This window comes from Paenibacillus sp. L3-i20 (assembly GCF_022180385.2).
GTDB lineage: Bacteria > Bacillota > Bacilli > Paenibacillales > Paenibacillaceae > Pristimantibacillus.
Window position 1 is genome coordinate 2661828 of the sequence record NZ_BQME02000001.1, and the last position, 18200, is coordinate 2680027.

At 39.6% G+C, this 18200-nt stretch carries 17 protein-coding genes and 3 pseudogenes; 11 read left to right on the plus strand and 9 right to left on the minus strand.

All coding sequences use genetic code 11. From position 1 onward, the window contains the following. The first annotated feature begins 123 nt into the window (after positions 1-123). The 4 genes from MFF31_RS12310 (at position 124) to MFF31_RS25220 (ending at position 2068) form a co-directional block, all read left to right on the plus strand. Positions 124-1014: a GNAT family N-acetyltransferase gene (locus MFF31_RS12310; RefSeq protein WP_238188266.1), complete on the plus strand. Its 891-nt coding sequence runs from the start codon at positions 124-126 to the stop codon at positions 1012-1014. 24 nt (positions 1015-1038) lie between these two features. Then, a complete protein-coding gene (locus MFF31_RS12315) occupies positions 1039-1260 on the plus strand; it encodes a hypothetical protein (protein WP_248565473.1) in 222 nt (73 codons plus the stop codon). A 111-nt stretch (positions 1261-1371) separates the two neighbouring features. Next, the gene (locus MFF31_RS12320; RefSeq protein ID WP_238188267.1) at positions 1372-1800 is read left to right on the plus strand and encodes an NUDIX hydrolase; all 429 of its coding nucleotides are present in this window, start codon (positions 1372-1374) and stop codon (positions 1798-1800) included. Between the two features lie 136 nt (positions 1801-1936). Beyond that, positions 1937-2068: a hypothetical protein gene (locus MFF31_RS25220; RefSeq protein ID WP_282570454.1), complete on the plus strand. Its 132-nt coding sequence runs from the start codon at positions 1937-1939 to the stop codon at positions 2066-2068. Positions 2069-2256: 188 nt separating this feature from the next. On the opposite strand, the gene MFF31_RS12325 is transcribed toward MFF31_RS25220, so the two are convergent. Next, on the minus strand, positions 2257-3168 hold the full coding sequence (locus tag MFF31_RS12325; protein ID WP_238188268.1) for an ABC transporter substrate-binding protein: 912 nt from the start codon (positions 3166-3168) through the stop codon (positions 2257-2259). A gap of 100 nt (positions 3169-3268) precedes the next feature. After that, positions 3269-4093, minus strand: a complete 825-nt coding sequence (locus MFF31_RS12330; protein ID WP_238188269.1) for a helix-turn-helix domain-containing protein — start codon at positions 4091-4093, stop codon at positions 3269-3271. 122 nt (positions 4094-4215) lie between these two features. Here MFF31_RS12330 and MFF31_RS12335 point away from each other — a divergent pair, with 122 nt between their 5' ends. Further along, the gene (locus MFF31_RS12335) at positions 4216-5304 is read left to right on the plus strand and encodes a threonine aldolase family protein (RefSeq protein ID WP_238188270.1); all 1089 of its coding nucleotides are present in this window, start codon (positions 4216-4218) and stop codon (positions 5302-5304) included. A 96-nt stretch (positions 5305-5400) separates the two neighbouring features. On the opposite strand, the pseudogene MFF31_RS25535 reads toward MFF31_RS12335, so the two are convergent. Together MFF31_RS25535 and MFF31_RS12345 are read right to left on the minus strand one after the other, a co-directional pair. Further along, positions 5401-5532 (minus strand): annotated as a pseudogene (locus MFF31_RS25535) (DUF6444 domain-containing protein); the annotation flags it as partial. Between the two features lie 1229 nt (positions 5533-6761). Continuing rightward, entirely contained in the window at positions 6762-7724 is a 963-nt protein-coding gene (locus MFF31_RS12345) for a stalk domain-containing protein (protein ID WP_238188271.1), read from the minus strand. A 447-nt stretch (positions 7725-8171) separates the two neighbouring features. On the opposite strand from MFF31_RS12345, the gene MFF31_RS12350 reads away from it, so the two are divergent. The 3 genes from MFF31_RS12350 (at position 8172) to MFF31_RS12360 (ending at position 10816) form a co-directional block, all read left to right on the plus strand. Then, positions 8172-8888 carry an ABC transporter ATP-binding protein gene (locus tag MFF31_RS12350; protein WP_238188272.1) on the plus strand — a complete coding sequence of 239 codons (717 nt, stop codon included), beginning with the start codon at positions 8172-8174 and terminating at the stop codon, positions 8886-8888. Continuing rightward, positions 8872-10479: a hypothetical protein gene (locus tag MFF31_RS12355; protein ID WP_238188273.1), complete on the plus strand. Its 1608-nt coding sequence runs from the start codon at positions 8872-8874 to the stop codon at positions 10477-10479. Before MFF31_RS12350 ends, MFF31_RS12355 begins: the two co-directional genes overlap by 17 nt. A gap of 115 nt (positions 10480-10594) precedes the next feature. Next, positions 10595-10816 (plus strand): hypothetical protein, encoded by a 222-nt coding sequence (locus MFF31_RS12360; RefSeq protein ID WP_238188274.1) that lies wholly within the window; start codon positions 10595-10597, stop codon positions 10814-10816. A 142-nt stretch (positions 10817-10958) separates the two neighbouring features. Here the strand turns inward: MFF31_RS12360 and MFF31_RS12365 are convergent, their stop codons facing one another. Together MFF31_RS12365 and MFF31_RS12370 are read right to left on the minus strand one after the other, a co-directional pair. Further along, complete coding sequence (locus tag MFF31_RS12365) at positions 10959-11417, minus strand: hypothetical protein (protein ID WP_238188275.1); 459 nt, start codon at positions 11415-11417, stop codon at positions 10959-10961. A gap of 100 nt (positions 11418-11517) precedes the next feature. Next, positions 11518-12825, minus strand: a pseudogene (locus MFF31_RS12370) (ABC transporter substrate-binding protein); the annotation flags it as partial. Here MFF31_RS12370 and MFF31_RS12375 point away from each other — a divergent pair. Beyond that, positions 12821-13362, plus strand: a pseudogene (locus tag MFF31_RS12375) (ATP-binding cassette domain-containing protein); the annotation flags it as partial. The pseudogenes MFF31_RS12370 and MFF31_RS12375 overlap by 5 nt on opposite strands. Positions 13363-13428: 66 nt before the next feature. Here the strand turns inward: MFF31_RS12375 and MFF31_RS12380 are convergent. Then, a complete protein-coding gene (locus tag MFF31_RS12380; RefSeq protein WP_238188276.1) occupies positions 13429-13812 on the minus strand; it encodes a winged helix-turn-helix transcriptional regulator in 384 nt (127 codons plus the stop codon). A 164-nt stretch (positions 13813-13976) separates the two neighbouring features. Further along, positions 13977-14825, minus strand: a complete 849-nt coding sequence (locus MFF31_RS12385; RefSeq protein ID WP_238188277.1) for a DUF1349 domain-containing protein — start codon at positions 14823-14825, stop codon at positions 13977-13979. Between the two features lie 462 nt (positions 14826-15287). Here MFF31_RS12385 and MFF31_RS12390 point away from each other — a divergent pair, with 462 nt between their 5' ends. Next, positions 15288-16556, plus strand: a complete 1269-nt coding sequence (locus tag MFF31_RS12390; RefSeq protein WP_238188278.1) for an APC family permease — start codon at positions 15288-15290, stop codon at positions 16554-16556. A 155-nt stretch (positions 16557-16711) separates the two neighbouring features. On the opposite strand, the gene MFF31_RS12395 is transcribed toward MFF31_RS12390, so the two are convergent. After that, entirely contained in the window at positions 16712-17251 is a 540-nt protein-coding gene (locus MFF31_RS12395; RefSeq protein ID WP_238188279.1) for a DUF1697 domain-containing protein, read from the minus strand. A gap of 225 nt (positions 17252-17476) precedes the next feature. Between MFF31_RS12395 and rnhA the strand changes: the two genes are divergently transcribed. Beyond that, positions 17477-18175, plus strand: coding sequence for a ribonuclease H (gene rnhA / locus MFF31_RS12400; RefSeq protein ID WP_238188280.1), 699 nt, complete (start codon positions 17477-17479; stop codon positions 18173-18175). Positions 18176-18200: the final 25 nt, after the last annotated feature.

Consider the following 18200-nt stretch of genomic DNA (forward strand, 5'->3'; position numbering starts at 1 on the left):
TACAGGAGTAGAAAATTTGAGTGCTGGATTTATTACTCCATTCAAAAATATACCAATATCGGATAAATGACAGTTTTGTACTCAATTAATATTCATAAATATGCATCATGGAGGTGTACACGTATGGTAATTTCGTTTAGGAAAGTTAGTGAACTATCTTTTGACGAAGCTGTTCGAATCTGGAATCTTGGGTTTGAAGGGTATTCTTTACCGATGACGATTACTCTAGAGGCTTATATGAGAAGAACCATAAACGAGGGACTTTCCTTAGAGCACTCGCTTGTTTTTTATGTGGGAGATGAGCCAGCAGGATTTGTTCTAAATGGTTTCCGTGACATTAATGGAAAGAGAATAGCTTGGAATGGCGGCACGGCTATTGCTCCAACCTACAGAGGAAAAGCTATTGGCAAAAAGCTCATGTTGAAAAACTTGGAGTTGTATCGTGAACAAGGGGTGGATATAGCAACACTCGAAGCTTTGGATCAGAATGAGCCTGCGATCAAGCTTTATGAGCATGTTGGCTACGAAATTATGGATCGATTAGTGCTCTTACAGCATGAGTGTCCAATGAGCAGTACGTTATTTGAACAACTCGATCACCATTCATATACCATTACGAAAGGATTACCTCGTGATGTGAACGAGATATCTTTTTACCAGCGGCTATCTCCTTGGCAAACCGGGTGGCAGAGTATGAAGGAAGGGGAGTCACTAATTATTAAGCAAGGAAGTGAGGTTGTCGGTTACGCTTTGTATAAACGTGGATACGATAAAGAGGGCCAATTAATTGATATTACACTTTATCAATGTGAAGTGCTTCCCGGACATAATGACGCGGAGATGATTTATACAATAGTACTTGGTGAATTGTTCGCTCCGCTAGACTATTTATGCAAACGAAAAGTTTTTAACTTGCGTGAATCAAATCAACTTCTGAATGTTTTATTGGGTAAAATGGGATTTAAAACAACGATTAAACAGGTGTTTATGGTACGTACTATGGATAAAGAGTAATAGAGAGTAGTTTCATAGAATGCAGTGGAGAATTGCAAAGAAGAAATTAAATATTATCAAAGCGTGCTTGGGGGAGAAATCACTATTTTACGTAAGCAAGGGAAAGAAGTATTAAATGCTGATTTGCATGTAGAGGGTTTACGGAAGCATATGAAGCTCCATTCAACGGGCTGCTGGGAGTCGTCACCGACCGGAATGGCGTATGCTGGGTACTTTCATATTATCGCGTATGATTCTCTAAAATAATTTGAGATATGTAGAAAAGGAGCCGTTCTATTTGGATGGCTCTTTGCATTTTTGTTCCTGAACGAATCAGTTATACTATTTACATATTATTATAATCGAGGGGGTTGGAGTATGTTTTATGTAAATGTAGAAGGAGCAGTTTTCAAAGAGGATAAGTGGCTAATCATTGGACGTAGTGTGAAAGAGGAGCATGGTGGGGGACTACTTTCTCTTGTCGGAGGTACAGTAGAACATGAGGGAAATTCAACAAATATTTTAGAAAGAACATTAAGAAGGGAACTGCTAGAAGAGGTGGGAGTCGAGGTGAAAGACAAGATGACATTTGTGAGAAACACCTCTTTCTCATTAGACAATGGCGGTGAAGTGATAGATATTGTTTTCCTCTGTGAGTTTGATAAAGGTGAGCCGTATGCAAAAAGCCCGGATGAAGTTGATGCTGTCTATTGGATGAAAACGGATGAAATACTTAACCATTCCAATGCGCCGATCTGGCTAAAAGATAGTATAAGAGAGGCAGAGGCTTTACTGACGAAGAAGTGAGTATGGAATAAAGAAGGTACAAATAGCACAGAATTCATTATCGTAAATATGAAATAAGCTTTTTGCCAATAAGGAGAAGAAGTAGATATCCACACAACGTTCCTATAAACCAAAGTATGATTGCACTCCAGCTGATTTGTGCGACAACAAAGTTTTTGAACTTAATGCAATTGCCTATGATTGGGAAGCTGCGGCTCAGAGAGCGGAAGAAAACGAGCGAGACGATTATGCGTTTGCGATTAGAACAGGTAAGGCAATTGATGTTTAAATGGCGAATCACTGGATGCTGATCTTTTGATGTTGATTCTAGCAGAGTGTCATGACAACCTAAATATAAGAGAGTATTACAAAAAGAAACCTACTCCTTAAGCTAAGACTATCTTAAAGCTCATAGTTTAAGGAGTAGGTTGTCAGGTTTATTGCAGCTGATTGTTAATGCGTAAGCCGAAGCTCATCTTATTTTGACGTTGTTCCCGAAAATAATTGATTCATATATTCTAATCCTTTATATTGTCCCATTGCGAGTGGTCCGAGTATCTCAGTATCAACTTCGAACACTTTATTGTTTTTTACTGCATCAAGAGAATTCCAAATAGCGCTTTTCCCCAAGTCTTCTAACTTGATTTCGCTCGCATTCGCATAATCTTTGCCTATAAAAATATAGTCTGGATTAAGCGCATAAATACCCTCCAGCGAGATTTCGCCTACTTTTTCTAAATCGTCGACAGGTTTGAATCCCAGCTTTTCGTAGTATAAAGACATACGAGTGCTTCCCCAATAATTGAAGCTTTTTTCCCATGGCATTGCGAACAAAGCAGTTTTACCTTTTACTCCTGATTTCTCAATAACAGTAGCAGTTTCATTCTGTAAAGCTTGAAATTTAGTAATATATTGTTCAGCTGCAGCTTCTTCTCCGATAGCACGAGCTACCGCTACTATTGTTTCCTGCCAATCTAATGTTGCCTCCACCGTTACAGTTGTAGCTATTTTTGAAAGTTGTTCAACATGTTGCTTGTCATTTTGCGATACGATAATGAGATCCGGCTTAAGTGAAGCAATATGCTCTGGCGAGACTTGCTCCCCTAAATCTACAATGTTTCCTGATTCTAAGTAGGAATCATAGACTTTGAAGTTTTGCAGTGATTTTAAATTAACAACCCCAGCAAGTCGGTCAACTTGTCCTAGTGCAATGAGGTGATCTGCATATGGGAAATAAGTGACAACGATAGTTGCCGGGCCTTTTACGTCTGCATTTTTATTTGTGCTTTTCTGATTGGATTGTCCCTCGTTCCCGCATGCTGATGTAAAAGTTATTGCCATAAATAGTGTGAGGACGAGAGCTGTTACTTTCTTTTTTGAAACAAACATAGATGTCGCTCCTTAAGAATGATTTTCATTACCAACAAAATATAGCATAGGAATTATTGGCTTGGAATAGACGGAAATCAAGGAAGATATGGATTATTTACTAATTTCTTAACGCGAGACTAGGTGCATATCCGTAATGTTTTTTATACAGTCTACTGAAATAGAGAGCATCATCGTAACCGACACTAGCGGCCACTTGCTTGATTGTAAAATTGCTTGTAGTCAGCAGTTCTTCTGCTCTTTTCATACGGTGCTGAATGACATATTGGATAGGGGATACCCCCGTATACTTGTGGAACAAATAAGAGAAGGCTTTACTAGTAATACCATGTTGCTCCGCAAGCTTTTGCAAACTTAATTCATCCATATAGTGATTGTGGATATAGACCTTGGCTCTCTCACAAATATGTTTGCTCTTGCCTTGCAAGTTGTTTAAATAGTTGGAGAACGTTTCATGAAGAATAGTATTAAACAAATAATTGCTGCGAAGTAGTGCCATATTGCCAGAGGTATAATAGGATTCATGAAGCTGACGAATCAGCTCTGTTATTTGTGGGCTCAAGGCAGGCTCTATGACAAAATGTGATTGTAGGAAATCTGAAGTCGAATGTTCGTTCATTGTAAGATCATTTGAATTGGAGTATCTAACGAGATAATACTCCAGTTCAGATTGCCCTGTTTGCATGGTCAAGCTCATACCTTTACTGCCATGTACAACCATTCCCGCATTTAATTCATAGGTCGTTTCGTTGAAAATAAATAAGCCACAACCTCTTACGACAAACACAAAGCCAGCGGTAGGAATAGGTCGAATTGCTGTATATGGATAGAAGGTGTTATTAGGCGAAAGTACAGCATGAAAAACGCCGTGTAGTGTCAGTACATTTTTGGCAAAATGTCCTGCTAGTTCATTAACGTCAATCAATTGAAAAACTCCTAACTGTAATTATTTACGCATCGATTCTGATAGGTTAAGCATTACTTGCCAAAAAATAGGTGACGTTGATACTATACTATTATAACTGCAAAGTAGAGGTGAGATTTGTTATGGAACAGCAAAAAACGTTAATGGAAGTTTACAATAAGGCCAGTTACCCACTAATCGGGCAAAGAAAAAGAAATATGCAGGTGTTGAAAGAAGTGTTCGAGCAAGTTGATGGTGATTTGGATAGCGATATATACGGAGAAGGTACTGTAATAGATGATTTTCAAGAGCGCATGGCTAGTATGGTTGGTAAGGAATCAGCCATATTTTTCCCGAGTGGTACGATGGCCCAGCAAATTGCGCTTCGTATATGGAGCGATGAAGTTGGGAAGAAGAAGGTAGCTTATCATCCTTTCTGCCACTTGGAACTCCATGAGCAAGATGCGCTGAAGGAGCTACATCATCTGGAGCCAATCTTGTTAGCCGATAGTACTAGACCAGTGCTGCTTCAAGATTTACTCGACCTGAAGGATGATGTAGCTTGTGTATTACTGGAGCTGCCACAGAGGGAAATCGGTGGTCAGTTGCCGGAATATGAGGAGCTAGAGAAAATGTCAGCGTTGTGCAGAGAAAGAGGCATAAAGCTGCATATGGATGGAGCAAGATTGTTTGAAGTGTTGCCCTACTATAGAAAATCCGCTGTTGAGGTTTGTGCTCTTTTTGATAGCGTTTATATATCGGTATATAAGGGAATCGGTGGAATTGCCGGAGCAGTTCTAATAGGAGATCGCGGCTTTACAGAGAAATCAAAGGTATGGAAGCAGCGACATGGTGGCAATTTAATTGGTTTATATCCGTATATTGTGCCAGCTGACTATTACATGACTGAGAATTTGCCAAAAATGGAGCAGTTCTACAAAGAAGCAGTAGAGCTAGCTTCGTACTATAACAATTGTCACTCACTAAAGACGCTCCCAGAAGTTCCTGTGTCTAATATGTTCCATGTTCACTCTGAACTTAAGAAAGAGGAGCTGGAAGCGATAGTTATCCGAATTACTGAAGAGACCGGTGTAGGTTTGAGTCATATTATTCGGAATAGGGCTGAAGATGGATGCTTCTTCGAAGTAGCGATTGGTGATCGGTACAGCGCAGCTCCAAGAGATGCTGTTGCAGAAGCGTTCTGCTTGCTGGATGAGTCGTTACGGGGATGAGTTTGTAGTGATAGTTATAACGGAAACCAACTGACATTCAACGTTGAGTGACAGATTCGGAGAAGAGAAGTGTGTGTCCAGGATGACCTTTAGGAGCCCCTTTTTTACCCTGGACTTACGCTGATTAACCGGTTTACGAAATTCATCGCTGGAGGGTGGCTGGCTACTGTTAGTACTATTTTGACCGAGTCGTCGCTTCAACTCATGAACTTCTGCTTTTAAAGCGGAACAACTGTATTTGCTAAAGAATCTGTGTCCGAGCCTCTAATTCCCGTTAAAGTTTCCTAATTAAAGGAGTTATTGTCGGTTTATGGTATAGATGAGAACACGCAAAACAGATTCCGATTACCCCTGGAACGACCCAGCCAATGAGTGTATCTGGAGGGACTGTTACTTGTGGATCGGGATATTGTAGTTATTATGATGTTGAAGTAACTGACGGGAATACAACTGGAAGATATACTATTGTTAACGGTGGCTATGACTCCATTTCAGCAGCAAACAAAATCTTTGTTCTTTGATGTTAAAAATGATACTGCTTCTTCTTCATGACAATAGTAATTTCTAAAGATACCTCTTTTGGGGTATCTCAATTTCACTTTTGAGGATGGTATTCAAATGAACAAAACAAAAAAGAAGAGAGTTAGACGAAGAAGGAATAATCTAAATTATGGATATGTCTTACTGATTATATTCGCTTTTGTTGGGTTAATATATTTAATAGTTTCATTAACTGGGTTTAACCTTGAAAACATACCATTTTTAAAATAATTACAAAATTAGCTTTAGTAATTTGCTATTTTATCAAAATCCACTTACTGACTACTCCAAGCACACAACCTATGTGCCACTCAACTTTTTGTCTCCTCTATAATACTCACTTTTATTATGTTCATAATTGCATTGAATCAAGAAACGATAGTACCTATAGAACTTACTGATGTCTAGTGTTCGTGAAAATGACTTAATTGATTCTGCTTTAGATTGTTGGATAGAGCAATGATGAAAATCTTGCTTATCTACCATAAAGGAGAATCAAACAACAGGAGAAAATGAACTTCTTACTCTGCAGAATGAAAATCAGCGTCTTGAGCTGGCGAAAGACAGTTTAAAGCAAGTCTCACTGATCGTGGGACGAAAGTAAATGTAATTCGCAAAAATGCGCTCAAGTACTCGATATCAGCAACTTGACGTCGAACTTAGTGATTATGCTCATTGGTTTAATCACATAGAAATCACGGTACACTTGATTAGTTTACTACTGTTGAAGCAAGGAGCTTGCCCTTATAAATATTGTTCAGTTTTGTTTTGACAATCCACTATGACCCTGAAGAGGTCACCTACCTTGTGGTGACTTTCTCGACAGTATAAGACAAAGAGTAGAAATTTGCTCTTTGTCTTTTTTACTTATGCTTTAAGGACGAATACAAGCCTTCTATTTAGTTCTAAATATCGTTTTATTTAACGGGGATATTTAACATTTCTTTCGCACTAATGGGTTCGATTTTATTTAAGGTAACGTCTAAAGAAGCTGCCTTACTAAAGTCACCTTTACCAGCCGTTTCATATTCATGAAGGTTCATTTCCTCACCAGGGGCGTCATTAATGGGACCTTCCACATTTGCATTAATATCAGTAGTTCCGAGTTTCGTTCCCTTTGCGTCAAAGTAGGTCATAACCGCCTCAATGTGATAAGAACCTTCCTTCAATAAACCAAATCTAATTCTAACTTTTGTGAAATCTCCACTCTTTTTTGTTCTTTCGATTTCTACAGCAATCGTTTTGGATTTATCTGTTACATCAAGTAGAGGAGGGAGGAAAATATTCATTGGTTCAGGTGAAACATACTCTAATGTAGCAAACGAATAATTTGAAGCGTCAAAATTAGCTATCGTTTCAAATGATTTTAATTGATCGCCTTTCGCATTGCTTGTAACTGATATAGGTGCTTTTCCAATGAGTTTACTTGAATCATTATAAAAAGCTATATAGCCTTTAATGTCCACTACACTAGTCGGTTCTACCATCATTTTGCTGTTACGAAGCGCATCCCAATACTGTTGACCAGCATATAATTGACCGGTGATTTTACTTCCAATCTCCGTCTTAACAGCTTTGATATATCCGGCTCTGACATCAGTAGCAATGCTATGTACGTTAAATCCATTATCGATGCGGATAGTTTTCGTAGAATCATTGTAGATTACTACAGAATTGAGGCTTTCTGCTGCAAAACGTATAGGTACATAAGCTCGATTATTGTATTTTAAAGTATGATAACCTTCTTGCAATTCACTTTTAACCCCATTAACTTCATATTTTACAGGGAAAAGAGTAGCTTTAATGGCATCGCTCGCATAGACCGCTGAAGCACTCGCACACAGTACTCCGCATACAAAACCTACAAAGTATTTTTTCATTATGATCCTCCTCCTAAAACTGGCTCAATCATTTTACTACTAAATAATGTATAAAGTTGTGCTGTTAACAAAAGAATTATTTTACCTATCGATAATGTCTATACGCCTTCCGTACACAATATTGCAATACATACTTATCGTGCGTTAGTGTCTTTTTTCATGACTACTCGGTAATATTAGTATAAGAACGAATAGATAATGATAACTAAGCATTCGCTTACGAATAGATAACCAAAAGAAGGCAACTTTGATGAGCAGTATGGAACTACATTTGATGGGTACAAATTAATTTTTACATTCAATAACATATTTATGTAATAAATGTTAGTTAATAACTAGAAGTATCGAAAAGTCAGTGATTAGTAGGATAGAATATGAGACTTTTTCACTTCCTTATTCGTAAGACATTAAGTGATAAGTTATTTAAATCGAATGGAGGAACTTCATTTGCGTTTAGTCATCGATAATATTGTTAAACGGTTTGAGGATAAAGAAGTACTTAAGGGTGCAGGGTTTACTTTTGAAAAGGGAAAAATATATGGCTTGTTGGGCCGTAATGGAGCAGGTAAAACGACGTTGTTCAACTGTCTGAGCGGAGAGATGCCGATGGATAGTGGAGAGGTATTGATAGAGGAGAATGTCGGGTCGCGTAAGCTAGACGAGCAAGATGTCGGATACGTATATTCGCTACCGATATTGCCAGAGTTTCTGACAGGATACGAATTTGTGAAGTTCTTTATGGATATTAATCGTGGCAATATACAGATGGATAAACGGATTGACGATTATTTTGACATGATGAGCATGACGATGGAAGATCGCCACAAATTAATTAAAAGTTACTCACATGGGATGAAGAATAAGCTACAGATGTTACTTTTCCTGATGACGAAGCCACCGGTTATTTTGCTCGATGAGCCGCTCACATCGTTTGATGTCATTGTTGCACTAGAGATGAAAAATATGCTAAGAGAGATGAAGGGTGATCATATTCTAATATTCTCTACTCACATCTTGCAATTAGCGTCCGATCTTTGTGATGAACTCGTTGTATTGAACAATGGAAAATTGTCTGCCGTACCGTCTGAGCTGCTGCATAGCGCTGAGTTCGAGCAGTCCGTCATTAATTTGTTGAAGGATGAGTTCCATGCTGAAAACATTTAATTCTTTGCTATCTATTCGGGCATCTACTACAACAAATCTGCTCATCTTTTACATACAGAAACTTCCGATAATAGGTAAGCACTTAAAAGATAATCTTTACGCCAACTTGGAACTCAAGAAGGTAGTATCTATTTTTGCATTGATATTTACACAACTGTTTGGGGTTATACTGCGATTCCTTTATGTTGGGCTCATGATCTTTTTACCTGTGATGGCATTAGGAGAAGCATTACCAGAGGAGGAACGGCTTAAGCATTTTGTACATATCTTTACGATGCTTAGCTTTATAGCCGCTAGCGTAAGCAGTGCAACTGTCCTTGAACCAAAGCGGGAGAAGTACGTAGCTGTGAAGTTGATGAGAATGTCGCCAACGAGATATATGCAGGCAACGTTTGCCTTTCGTTATGTGACTTTTCTTGTATATTTGCTGCCAGCTATGCTCCTCTTCATAACGCTTTTGGGAGCTTCTATTTTTGAAGCATTTCAACTAGCTGTATTGATCACAATGTGGAGACTTATTGCGGAATATGCACATCTTAAGTTTTTTGAGAAAACGGGAAAAGTGTTGGTCAAACAAGTTGCTATCGTGTGGATAGTTATTTTTGCAAGTTATGCAGCTGCGTATTTCCCACTAATACTAAGCATGGTTCCTCCGACAGAAGCAATTATTTTGAGCTTGCCAGCGGGCATAATTATTTTGGTTGGAGGTTTGTATGCAGCTTATAACCTGGCTCGATATTCTGGGTATAGAGAAGTAGTTGATGCAGCAACCAAACGAGATGATCCACTTATGGATTTAGGTCGTATGATGTCGGAATCGCAGCAAAAAAGCGTTAAGACGAAGGATAGCGATTATGTGGTGGATTCTAAAGGGCGGACTAAGATAGAAGCAAAGGACGGCTATGCCTACTTAAATGCTATCTTCTTTATTAGACATCGTAGCCTAATCAGCAGTCCGGTTAACAAACGATTAGCCATCGTTGGTGCTTTCGGTGTGCTGGGAACAATTCTTGCGTTAATATTCAATGACCATATTCAAGTTCTTGATGTGAAGCTGGACGTGATATTCCCGTTTTTAATTCTTATCATGTACTTCTTATCCGCAGGAGAAAATCTTTGTAAGGCGATGTTCTACAACTGTGATCTCAGTCTAATGCGCTATAGCTTTTATCGCAGGTCTGCCTTCCAACATTTCCGCATCCGGCTAGTTAAGCTGATTAGCTTAAACATGTTAGTTGCAACTGCACTTGGATTGTCTTTCACTGCAATGAACATAGCTGCTGGTGGGGAATGGCTAAGTATAGAGCTGCTTATGCTGTGGTTATGCGTTATTTCATTGTCTATTTTCTTTTCTGTACATCATTTGTTTATGTACTACATCTTACAACCGTATTCTACGGAGCTCAATTTAAAAAATCCGCTGTACATCATCTTAAATATGGTCGTGTCATCAGCGAGCGGATTTAGCATTTTTATGAGACCACCGACTAAACCATTTACAATTGTTATTGTTGCTTTAATGTTTATTTATCTAGTTGTCGGGCTTCTTCTTGTACGTAAATATGGGGAAAAAACGTTTCGGGTGAAATGACCGACCTTGAGGGATAGTTGAATGAATACTTAGCAAATTTGATCAAAAACTGCTCACAACTATTTGTTATTCTACTAATAAGAATAATAAATTTGAGCAGAAGGAATGAGTACGCATGAGTCTTACTTTTTCACAATTTTTAAAAGCTGTTGGTCTTGGCCTCATCAGTGCTGTTATTGTTTCAGGAATAAATATTGGTATTTCAAGTGCTATAGGTTGGTTTAATGGAAATGGATCTGTCGATGTGTTCGCTACATCGAGAATAATCGTATTTTTTGTAGTGCTGGTACTTTCGAGTGTTAGCTTTGCTACTACACTAAAAGAAAAAAATAGATAGCAACGGGGTAAGGTTAAAGGGCTTTGCAGGCTACCGGAAGGCAGTCTGCAAAGCCCTTTTTATCGATGGTTTATGTATATGAAACAGTCTAGATAGTCCGTTATAGAGTAAGTAATTGAAGTTGCTAATTATATCGTAGCAGTTAACGTAGGGCAGGCTGAACAACATAAGTGATGCTTCTGTCAGACTTACCATTATGTGCATTAACAGCTTTAAGTACCCATCCGAATGACAATACAGAAGAAAGAGAAGTAGCTTCCGGTTCTGTTAAGGACACAATAACCGATTCATTTCCTGAATCTAAAACCAATTCTGCTTCCCGATGTAGTGCAACTAATATCCAGCTGTGGATGCCCCGAATGGTATTGTATTTGATTTGGTATCCATCGTTAACAGCTTGGGTAAAGATATCGGAGTGTTCATGTGCTAGCTCAGACAAGCCTGCGTAATTGAACTGAAATTTGCTTTCATCTTTGGGTAGATCTCCAGCGTTAACTCTCGTTATAATCTCTTCGTTCGACCAGCCGTATGCTTTAAGTGATTCTAGCTGAAGGGCATCCCACTGAGATAACTTCGCTTCGCGTTTTGATATAGTTTCCATTTACTTCACTCCTTTTTCTCTCGAAATAATCATCTAATCTTATGCGAAAGAGACTGCCGCGAGGCAATTGTCTAGGACAGTCTCTTGCCGCTATAGGGACTTATTTGCTTGCTTTGTATGCGTTCAGGAATTCTTTTGCTTTCGCTGAATCAGCTTTCAGCTCAAGATCTGTTGCAACAAGCGGGCTTACTGTTGATACAGCTTTAAACTTGCTGCCGCCGTAGTAAGCCAAAATCTCATCTTGGTTGATGGAGTAGAGGACAGCTTTTCTTAAGTCAACACTTTCCGCAACAGGGCGATTTTTCGTATTAATTAGAAGGTACGCCATGGAGTTACTTGGTACTGTTTGCAGAGCTAACTTACTGTCACCCTTCACGACATCAAATTTTGTCTCTTTTATGCCGTAGAAAAGATGAATTTCGCCGCTACGTAGTGCAGATAGGGAGCTGTCTGCATCTTGAATGAAACGAATTTTGATATTAGAGATGTGCGGCTCATTATCTGTGCCTTTCATATAACCCGGGTTTTTGTAGAAGATAGCTTCGTAATCGTTTTTGTGTGACAAAATGTAAGGGCCGCTTGTGTACAGCGTATTGTTGTATTGAGCACCTTCAGTTACAGTGTTTTGATCTCCATATGGAATGTCTTTGTTCACATCAAAGCTTGCTACGTCGTACGTATTAATTGCTTCAACCTGCTTCTTGGACACAATACCTGCCGATTGGTGGGCAAGATAATTCAATACTTGAGGGAATGGTTTTGTTGTAGTTAACTTCACAACTTGGTATTTGCCCTCTTTGTGTTGATATGCTCATGGAGTGTGTACGTACGATGATCAGGTACGCTTTGCACGATTGAGTGAGAAGATCACGTCGTCTGCGCCAACACGCTCGCCAGTATCAACAGCCGTTTTGTCTTTGATAGCTGCAAAGTTGATATCGTCTCTTAGGATGAAATAGTATTCTGAATTGCCTTCTGCAATGACATGATTGAGCGACAATGAACCAACGGAAGTGATCTTGTCGTCATCAGTCAGATTGAGTAAGCGAACGTGCATGTTTGTATTAATAATGTTAATTGAACCATCGTTACCTTTAATAGGATCAAGCGATGTTAACGTCGGCATTGTTGACTGAAGCACAAGGGATTCAGTTGCACGCTTTGACTTGTCCTTGAAATCAACATCTTCCGAAGGAAGGGAGCGAGACTTAGAAATACGAACGGATTCTTTGTTCAGTACATCTTGAATAAGTGCTTGAGCTTTCAATGAGCTATAGAGTGGAGCAATATAAGTTTTTTCAAAAACAAGCTTTTCTTCAAGTTTCTTATATGTTTCCTTGAATTGATCAGGCGTTTGTGTGGAAGCCTCATCGATAAGGGTATCGATTTCTGAATCAGCTGGAAAAGAGCGAATGAAGCGGGTAGAAGAGCTGTTGGACATGGTCGAACTGAACGAATCCCATGCCATGCGATATCCTCACGAATTTTCAGGTGGGCAGCGTCAGCGAATTGGTATAGCTCGTACATTAGCAGCAGAACCGGAATTTATCGTATGTGAGTATGTGACGAACCACTATCTGCTCTGGACGTATCTATCCAGGCTCAGATTGTGAAGCTGCTTGAAGAACTTCAGCAGCGGCTTGGGCTAACGTATCTCTTTATCGCCCATGACTTGTCCATGGTGAAGCATATTAGTGATCGGGTAGCCGTTATGTACAAGGGTAGAATCGTAGAGCTTGCCGAAAGCGAAGAGCTTTATTCAAATCCGCTCCATGCATACACAAAGTCTTTGCTCGCAGCAATTCCAGTGCCTGATCCTAAGATCGAATCCCGCAAGAAGCTTATCGTACATGAAGAAGCAACCAAAGCAGATCCCTATGGACTCGATCGCTCACAATTTGTAGAAGTGAATGATGGACATTGGTTAGCTGTTGCAAATATATGAGTGAAAAGGAGTTGTCTCTTGGGTCAGTCATGACCTTTTGGGACAACTCCTGTGATATGTTTGAAACTAACGTGAAGTGATTTCGTTGCCTTGTGAAGCAATAGGAAGATGAGGAATTTGTTGAAGGGAATGTGCTTGTACGAGCTTGCCCCATTCATATAATTGCTCTAATATCGGGATGAATTTCTCACCTAGAGGTGCTAAGTAGTACTCCACGTGCGGAGGGTTTTCATCATACACTTTTCTTACGATAATGCCATCGAGCTCCATTTCCTGCAACTGCTGAGTCATCACCTTTTTACTAACTCCCGGCATTAGTCGCAGCATTTCGTTATATCTTCGTCTTTGATTTTTTTGCAAATACCATATAATAAGGATCTTCCATTTTCCTTTCATCATATCGATCGCAAATTCCACAGGACATTTTTGGATAGACTTATGCAGGTGCATGACAACACTTCCTCGCCTATTATTTCTATTTCACACTATATTATCAAACATATAGAAGGTAATGGAAATAAAAAAGTAGTCAGTAAACGATAGTCCGTTTAACTGTCTACTTTATAGTCGCTGAGGGAATGTTATTTTAAACAATTAGGAAGAAGGGTTTACTCTTATAAATTGCTCAATGCGGCTAACCATTCTTCATCGGTTATCGTATTTTGTACAACTTTATCCTGAATTTCTTTCGATAGAGTTGGAGTGCTGAAACGTATATAGTCTGCCTCTACAGTGAAATCGGGTTCGCCATATAAGTTGGTTAGGATACTTATTCCTACTTGCAGTTCATCCGGCAAGTCTGTTCGCTCCGACGAGGAGGCGAATTGCCACTCTCCTTGCTCATCTTCTTTATACATCTTCACAAACTTTGTACCGACACGCACCATTCGAAGAATGATCCATTCTGTATTAACTTCCTTTACTATGTAGCCAGATCGGCCATTTATAGTTTGCTTAAAGTCGATGATTCTTTTGTTTCCGTTACCACCAGTAGTGAAATATTCCCAATTCTCATCACCAGCTTTTACAACTTCACCTTCTATTTGACTCGGCATCCTAGCCATCAACCCTGCAAGATCAAAAGCTCCACTCGGTATTGATGTGGCATTGCCGAGCACTTTGACTCTCATCGTAACTGAAAAGTCCCCTTTAACCTTTTTATAGGACAAATGACCATTAAAAGAGTTGTACCAGGTGCCTGCTACTGGATCGATAAAGAGAGATCCAGGTTTTGTTTCATTAATATTTAAAGTTTCAACAAATCGCTCTATATTTTTAATATTAGAAATATCTTTTGCAGTCAACCATTGATCAAGTGTATTTGACTGATCAAACTCATCGCTTAACTTAACCAATTCATCAAGTTGAGCTGACGTTTTATTGCTGTTAGTACTGCAGCCAGTGATGAACAGGGTGCAGCATACTGTAGTCATAACAATTGCTGCTTGTTTCTTCAGATTCAATGTATCTCCTCCTATGAAATGGTGTATCATCGTCTATTTAAATTCATCATAATCAAATACAGAAATAGCGACAAGAAGGCACTTTTAAGTAACCTGTAACAATAAGTCTTTTGAACACATCCATAATTTGTATCAGTTGTTTCTAGATTAATATGATTTATAGAAGAAGCGGAAGCATTTTTCGCAAAAAATAATAGCAGATTAGAAGCTGATCTAGAAGATCGAATAGATCTATATGGAGCAGCTTATTTATTTCAAATAAACCGAATCAAGTGACCTTAACTTATGCTCTTACCATTATTTTCGCTGAACAAAACAGCGCTAGTATGTACACGAATAAGATCGTCATCTGCCCTCCTGCAACAAGTAAGAACTGTCCCTTTAACGGTGAATAGCAATCTGATAACGTAGCATTACAATCAGAAAATGGTTATTCCTCAAATAGTAAGGAGCAACGTTGTTATGCCACAACTTCACGAACTAACGACAAACTTACGTAAAGTACTGAGACTCCCACAGATTATAGCTCTTTACATCGGCTCAGTCATTGGATCGGGAATTTTACTTATACCAGGTATGGCTGCAGAGGTAGCAGGTCCCGCATCAATTCTAGCATGGTTTGTTATGTCTATTCTCGTTATTCCAATGGCGGTAACGATGGGGCTTCTGGCATCTAAACACCCAAGCTCTGGTGGTGTCGCACACTTTGCTAAACTAGCCTTTGGAGCTCAATATGGTAATCTTGTAGGCTGGTTGTTTTTATTATCTGTCCCATTTGGCGGAGGTATATTGGCTGTAACTGGCGCGAGGTATATAGGTGTGCTGCTAGATTGGGGGCAAAACCAAGTATATGTTGCTGCAGCTTTTATTGTATTGGTTCCTATCATATTGAATGTATTTGGGTTAAAGTTGGCTGGGAAAGTCCAAACGGCTGTTATTGCGCTCATTATTTCCATTTTGTTACTTGCTATCTGTGCTGCAATTCCTTATCAGTCACCGGATAATTTTACACCCTTTGCGCCGAACGGGTGGTTTAGTGTTGCGCAGGCAGCAGGGCTATTGTTCTGGTGTTTTATCGGCTGGGAAGCGGTGACGCATTTATCTTCGGAATTTGTAGATCCTGAAAGGGATGCGATACGAGGAGTACTATGGAGTGCTGGCATTGTGGCACTGCTCTATTTCGCCATTGCATATTTCACAATTGCTACTGGAAGCTACGGCGGTGCTGCATCGGCCGCTTCGTTAAGTCTTATGGTCCAGTTGTCACTTGGACAAGCGGGTGGTTGGGTTGTCGCTATCGCAGCCGTTTTCATTTGTTTCGCGGTCCTTAACGCCTATGCAAGCGCAGCATCACGAATCGCTTATACGTTATCAGTAGAAGGAGCAGCGCCACGACTATTAGGTGTTATGCATCAGCGCTACCATACGCCTATTGGAGGGTTAATGTTCGTTGCCGTCGGGTGTATTTTGACACTGCTATTACTTTATAGCGAAGTCGTTACATTGGCGCAACTCATTCAGTGGCCGAACGCTACTTATGTTGCAACGTATATCGTCGGCTGTATGGCGGGGGTACGTCTATTGGCTGGCAGTAAGCTGGGCAAGGCAGCAGCCATTGTTTCACTTGTGAGCACATTGTGCTTGTATCCATTTCTAGGCTGGTCGGCTCTATACCCACCAGTTATTGTGATTATCATATATTTATTTCGTCGGAGGAATTGGTCAGCATGATTCAGACTTCAAAGGGACACACATTTCTTATTTCGGTAGTAGCTATCACTATTGGTAGCGTTTTTTGAATGAGTCATTTACAGTTACGCTGCTTATAAGGGGCTAGTGTGTATAGTAGGGAGTATTTACCTCGTGAATCGTAAGAGTCGAGTTAGCTAGTATGCTTGCATGAGTTCAAATATTTTGCGAGTTGTGTTAACGTTTCTAATAGACATATGCTGATAAATGGTTAAACTAATTATTTTTTTCATGCCGCTTTTGTTTGCATTTTCTCTGTCAATAGACCAAAGAATAGCTCCAGGAACGTATTTTACACGATCGATATCTTGCCTAAGGGCGAGCTTATCCATTACAGACTCATTATCAATTTCATCCCATAGGAAGAGCACATCACTTTTCATGACGTCATTGTTTGCCCATGAGTCAGGTAGAGCTTGGATAACTGTTTGTATATCCGCATAACTACGAACAACTACTTTAATGGCGAGAGCAAAATCGGCTAAAATGGCTTCTTCCAAAGTGCGTGAGAGCTCTGTTTTGTCATGAGTGTTACTGCGAAAAATAATATTACCAGTATTAATGTAAGTTACAACATCGTTCATTCCAACGTGTTCAAACGTTGTTTTGAGCAACTTCATATCCACTTTATTTTTCCCACCAACGTTAATGCCACGCAGCAATGCAATATAAATCATAACAAGTCGCCTTCCTCCCAAGTAAATGTACACCTATCAAAATTATACTAATAACTGTAAAGTGAAACAACATCGAGCAATGGATGAAATAGAGATATAGATAAAGCGATTCGATCAAGGGAGAGATGTCTCGATCTCTTCCTTCTGTTTGTAACGCAGAACATTTAGTATAATATAGCTTGTCTATATGATCGAATAAAAGCTTAATGAAAAAGGAGCCTCTATATGGCGAAGTCTAAATATTATGTAGTTTGGGTTGGACGCAAACCTGGCGTATATACAGTATGGTCAGAATGCCAAGAACAAGTGAACAAATTTGAAGGTGCAAAGTTTAAATCCTATGAATCGAAAGAAGAAGCAGAGAGTGCTTATCGATCGGGTTGGCAAACGCAGTGGGGCCAAGGGGGAAGTAAGTCACAGAGTGAAAAACAAAGTATGACATCTAGTAAAAAGAAAAGTGCTGACGTTAAGGGTATCGTTCGCCAGAAGGCAGATTCTCTGCTAAGTGCTTCGACAGATGAGATTGACTACGATAGCATTTCTGTTGATGTTGGTACAAGCGGCAACCCTGGACCAACAGAATATAAAGGTGTAGATACACAAACGGGCGATGTGTTGTTTACATTCGGACCAGTGATGGGTACAAACAATCTGGGCGAATTTCTTGCAATTGTGCATGCGCTTATGTATTTGCAAAAGTTAGGCAGTAGTAAAACGGTTTACAGCGACTCAATGACCGCAATGAAATGGGTTAGGCAGAAAAAAGTAGCTTCCACACTTGTTCGCAACGAGTCCACGAAAGCGATTTGGTTAGCAACGGACCGTGCGGTAGAATGGCTTCAAACAAACAATTATAAGAGTAATATCGTAAAATGGAAGACGGATGAATGGGGCGAGATTAAGGCGGACTATGGCAGAAAGTAGTGCCGCCCGAAATGGCAATTGCTCA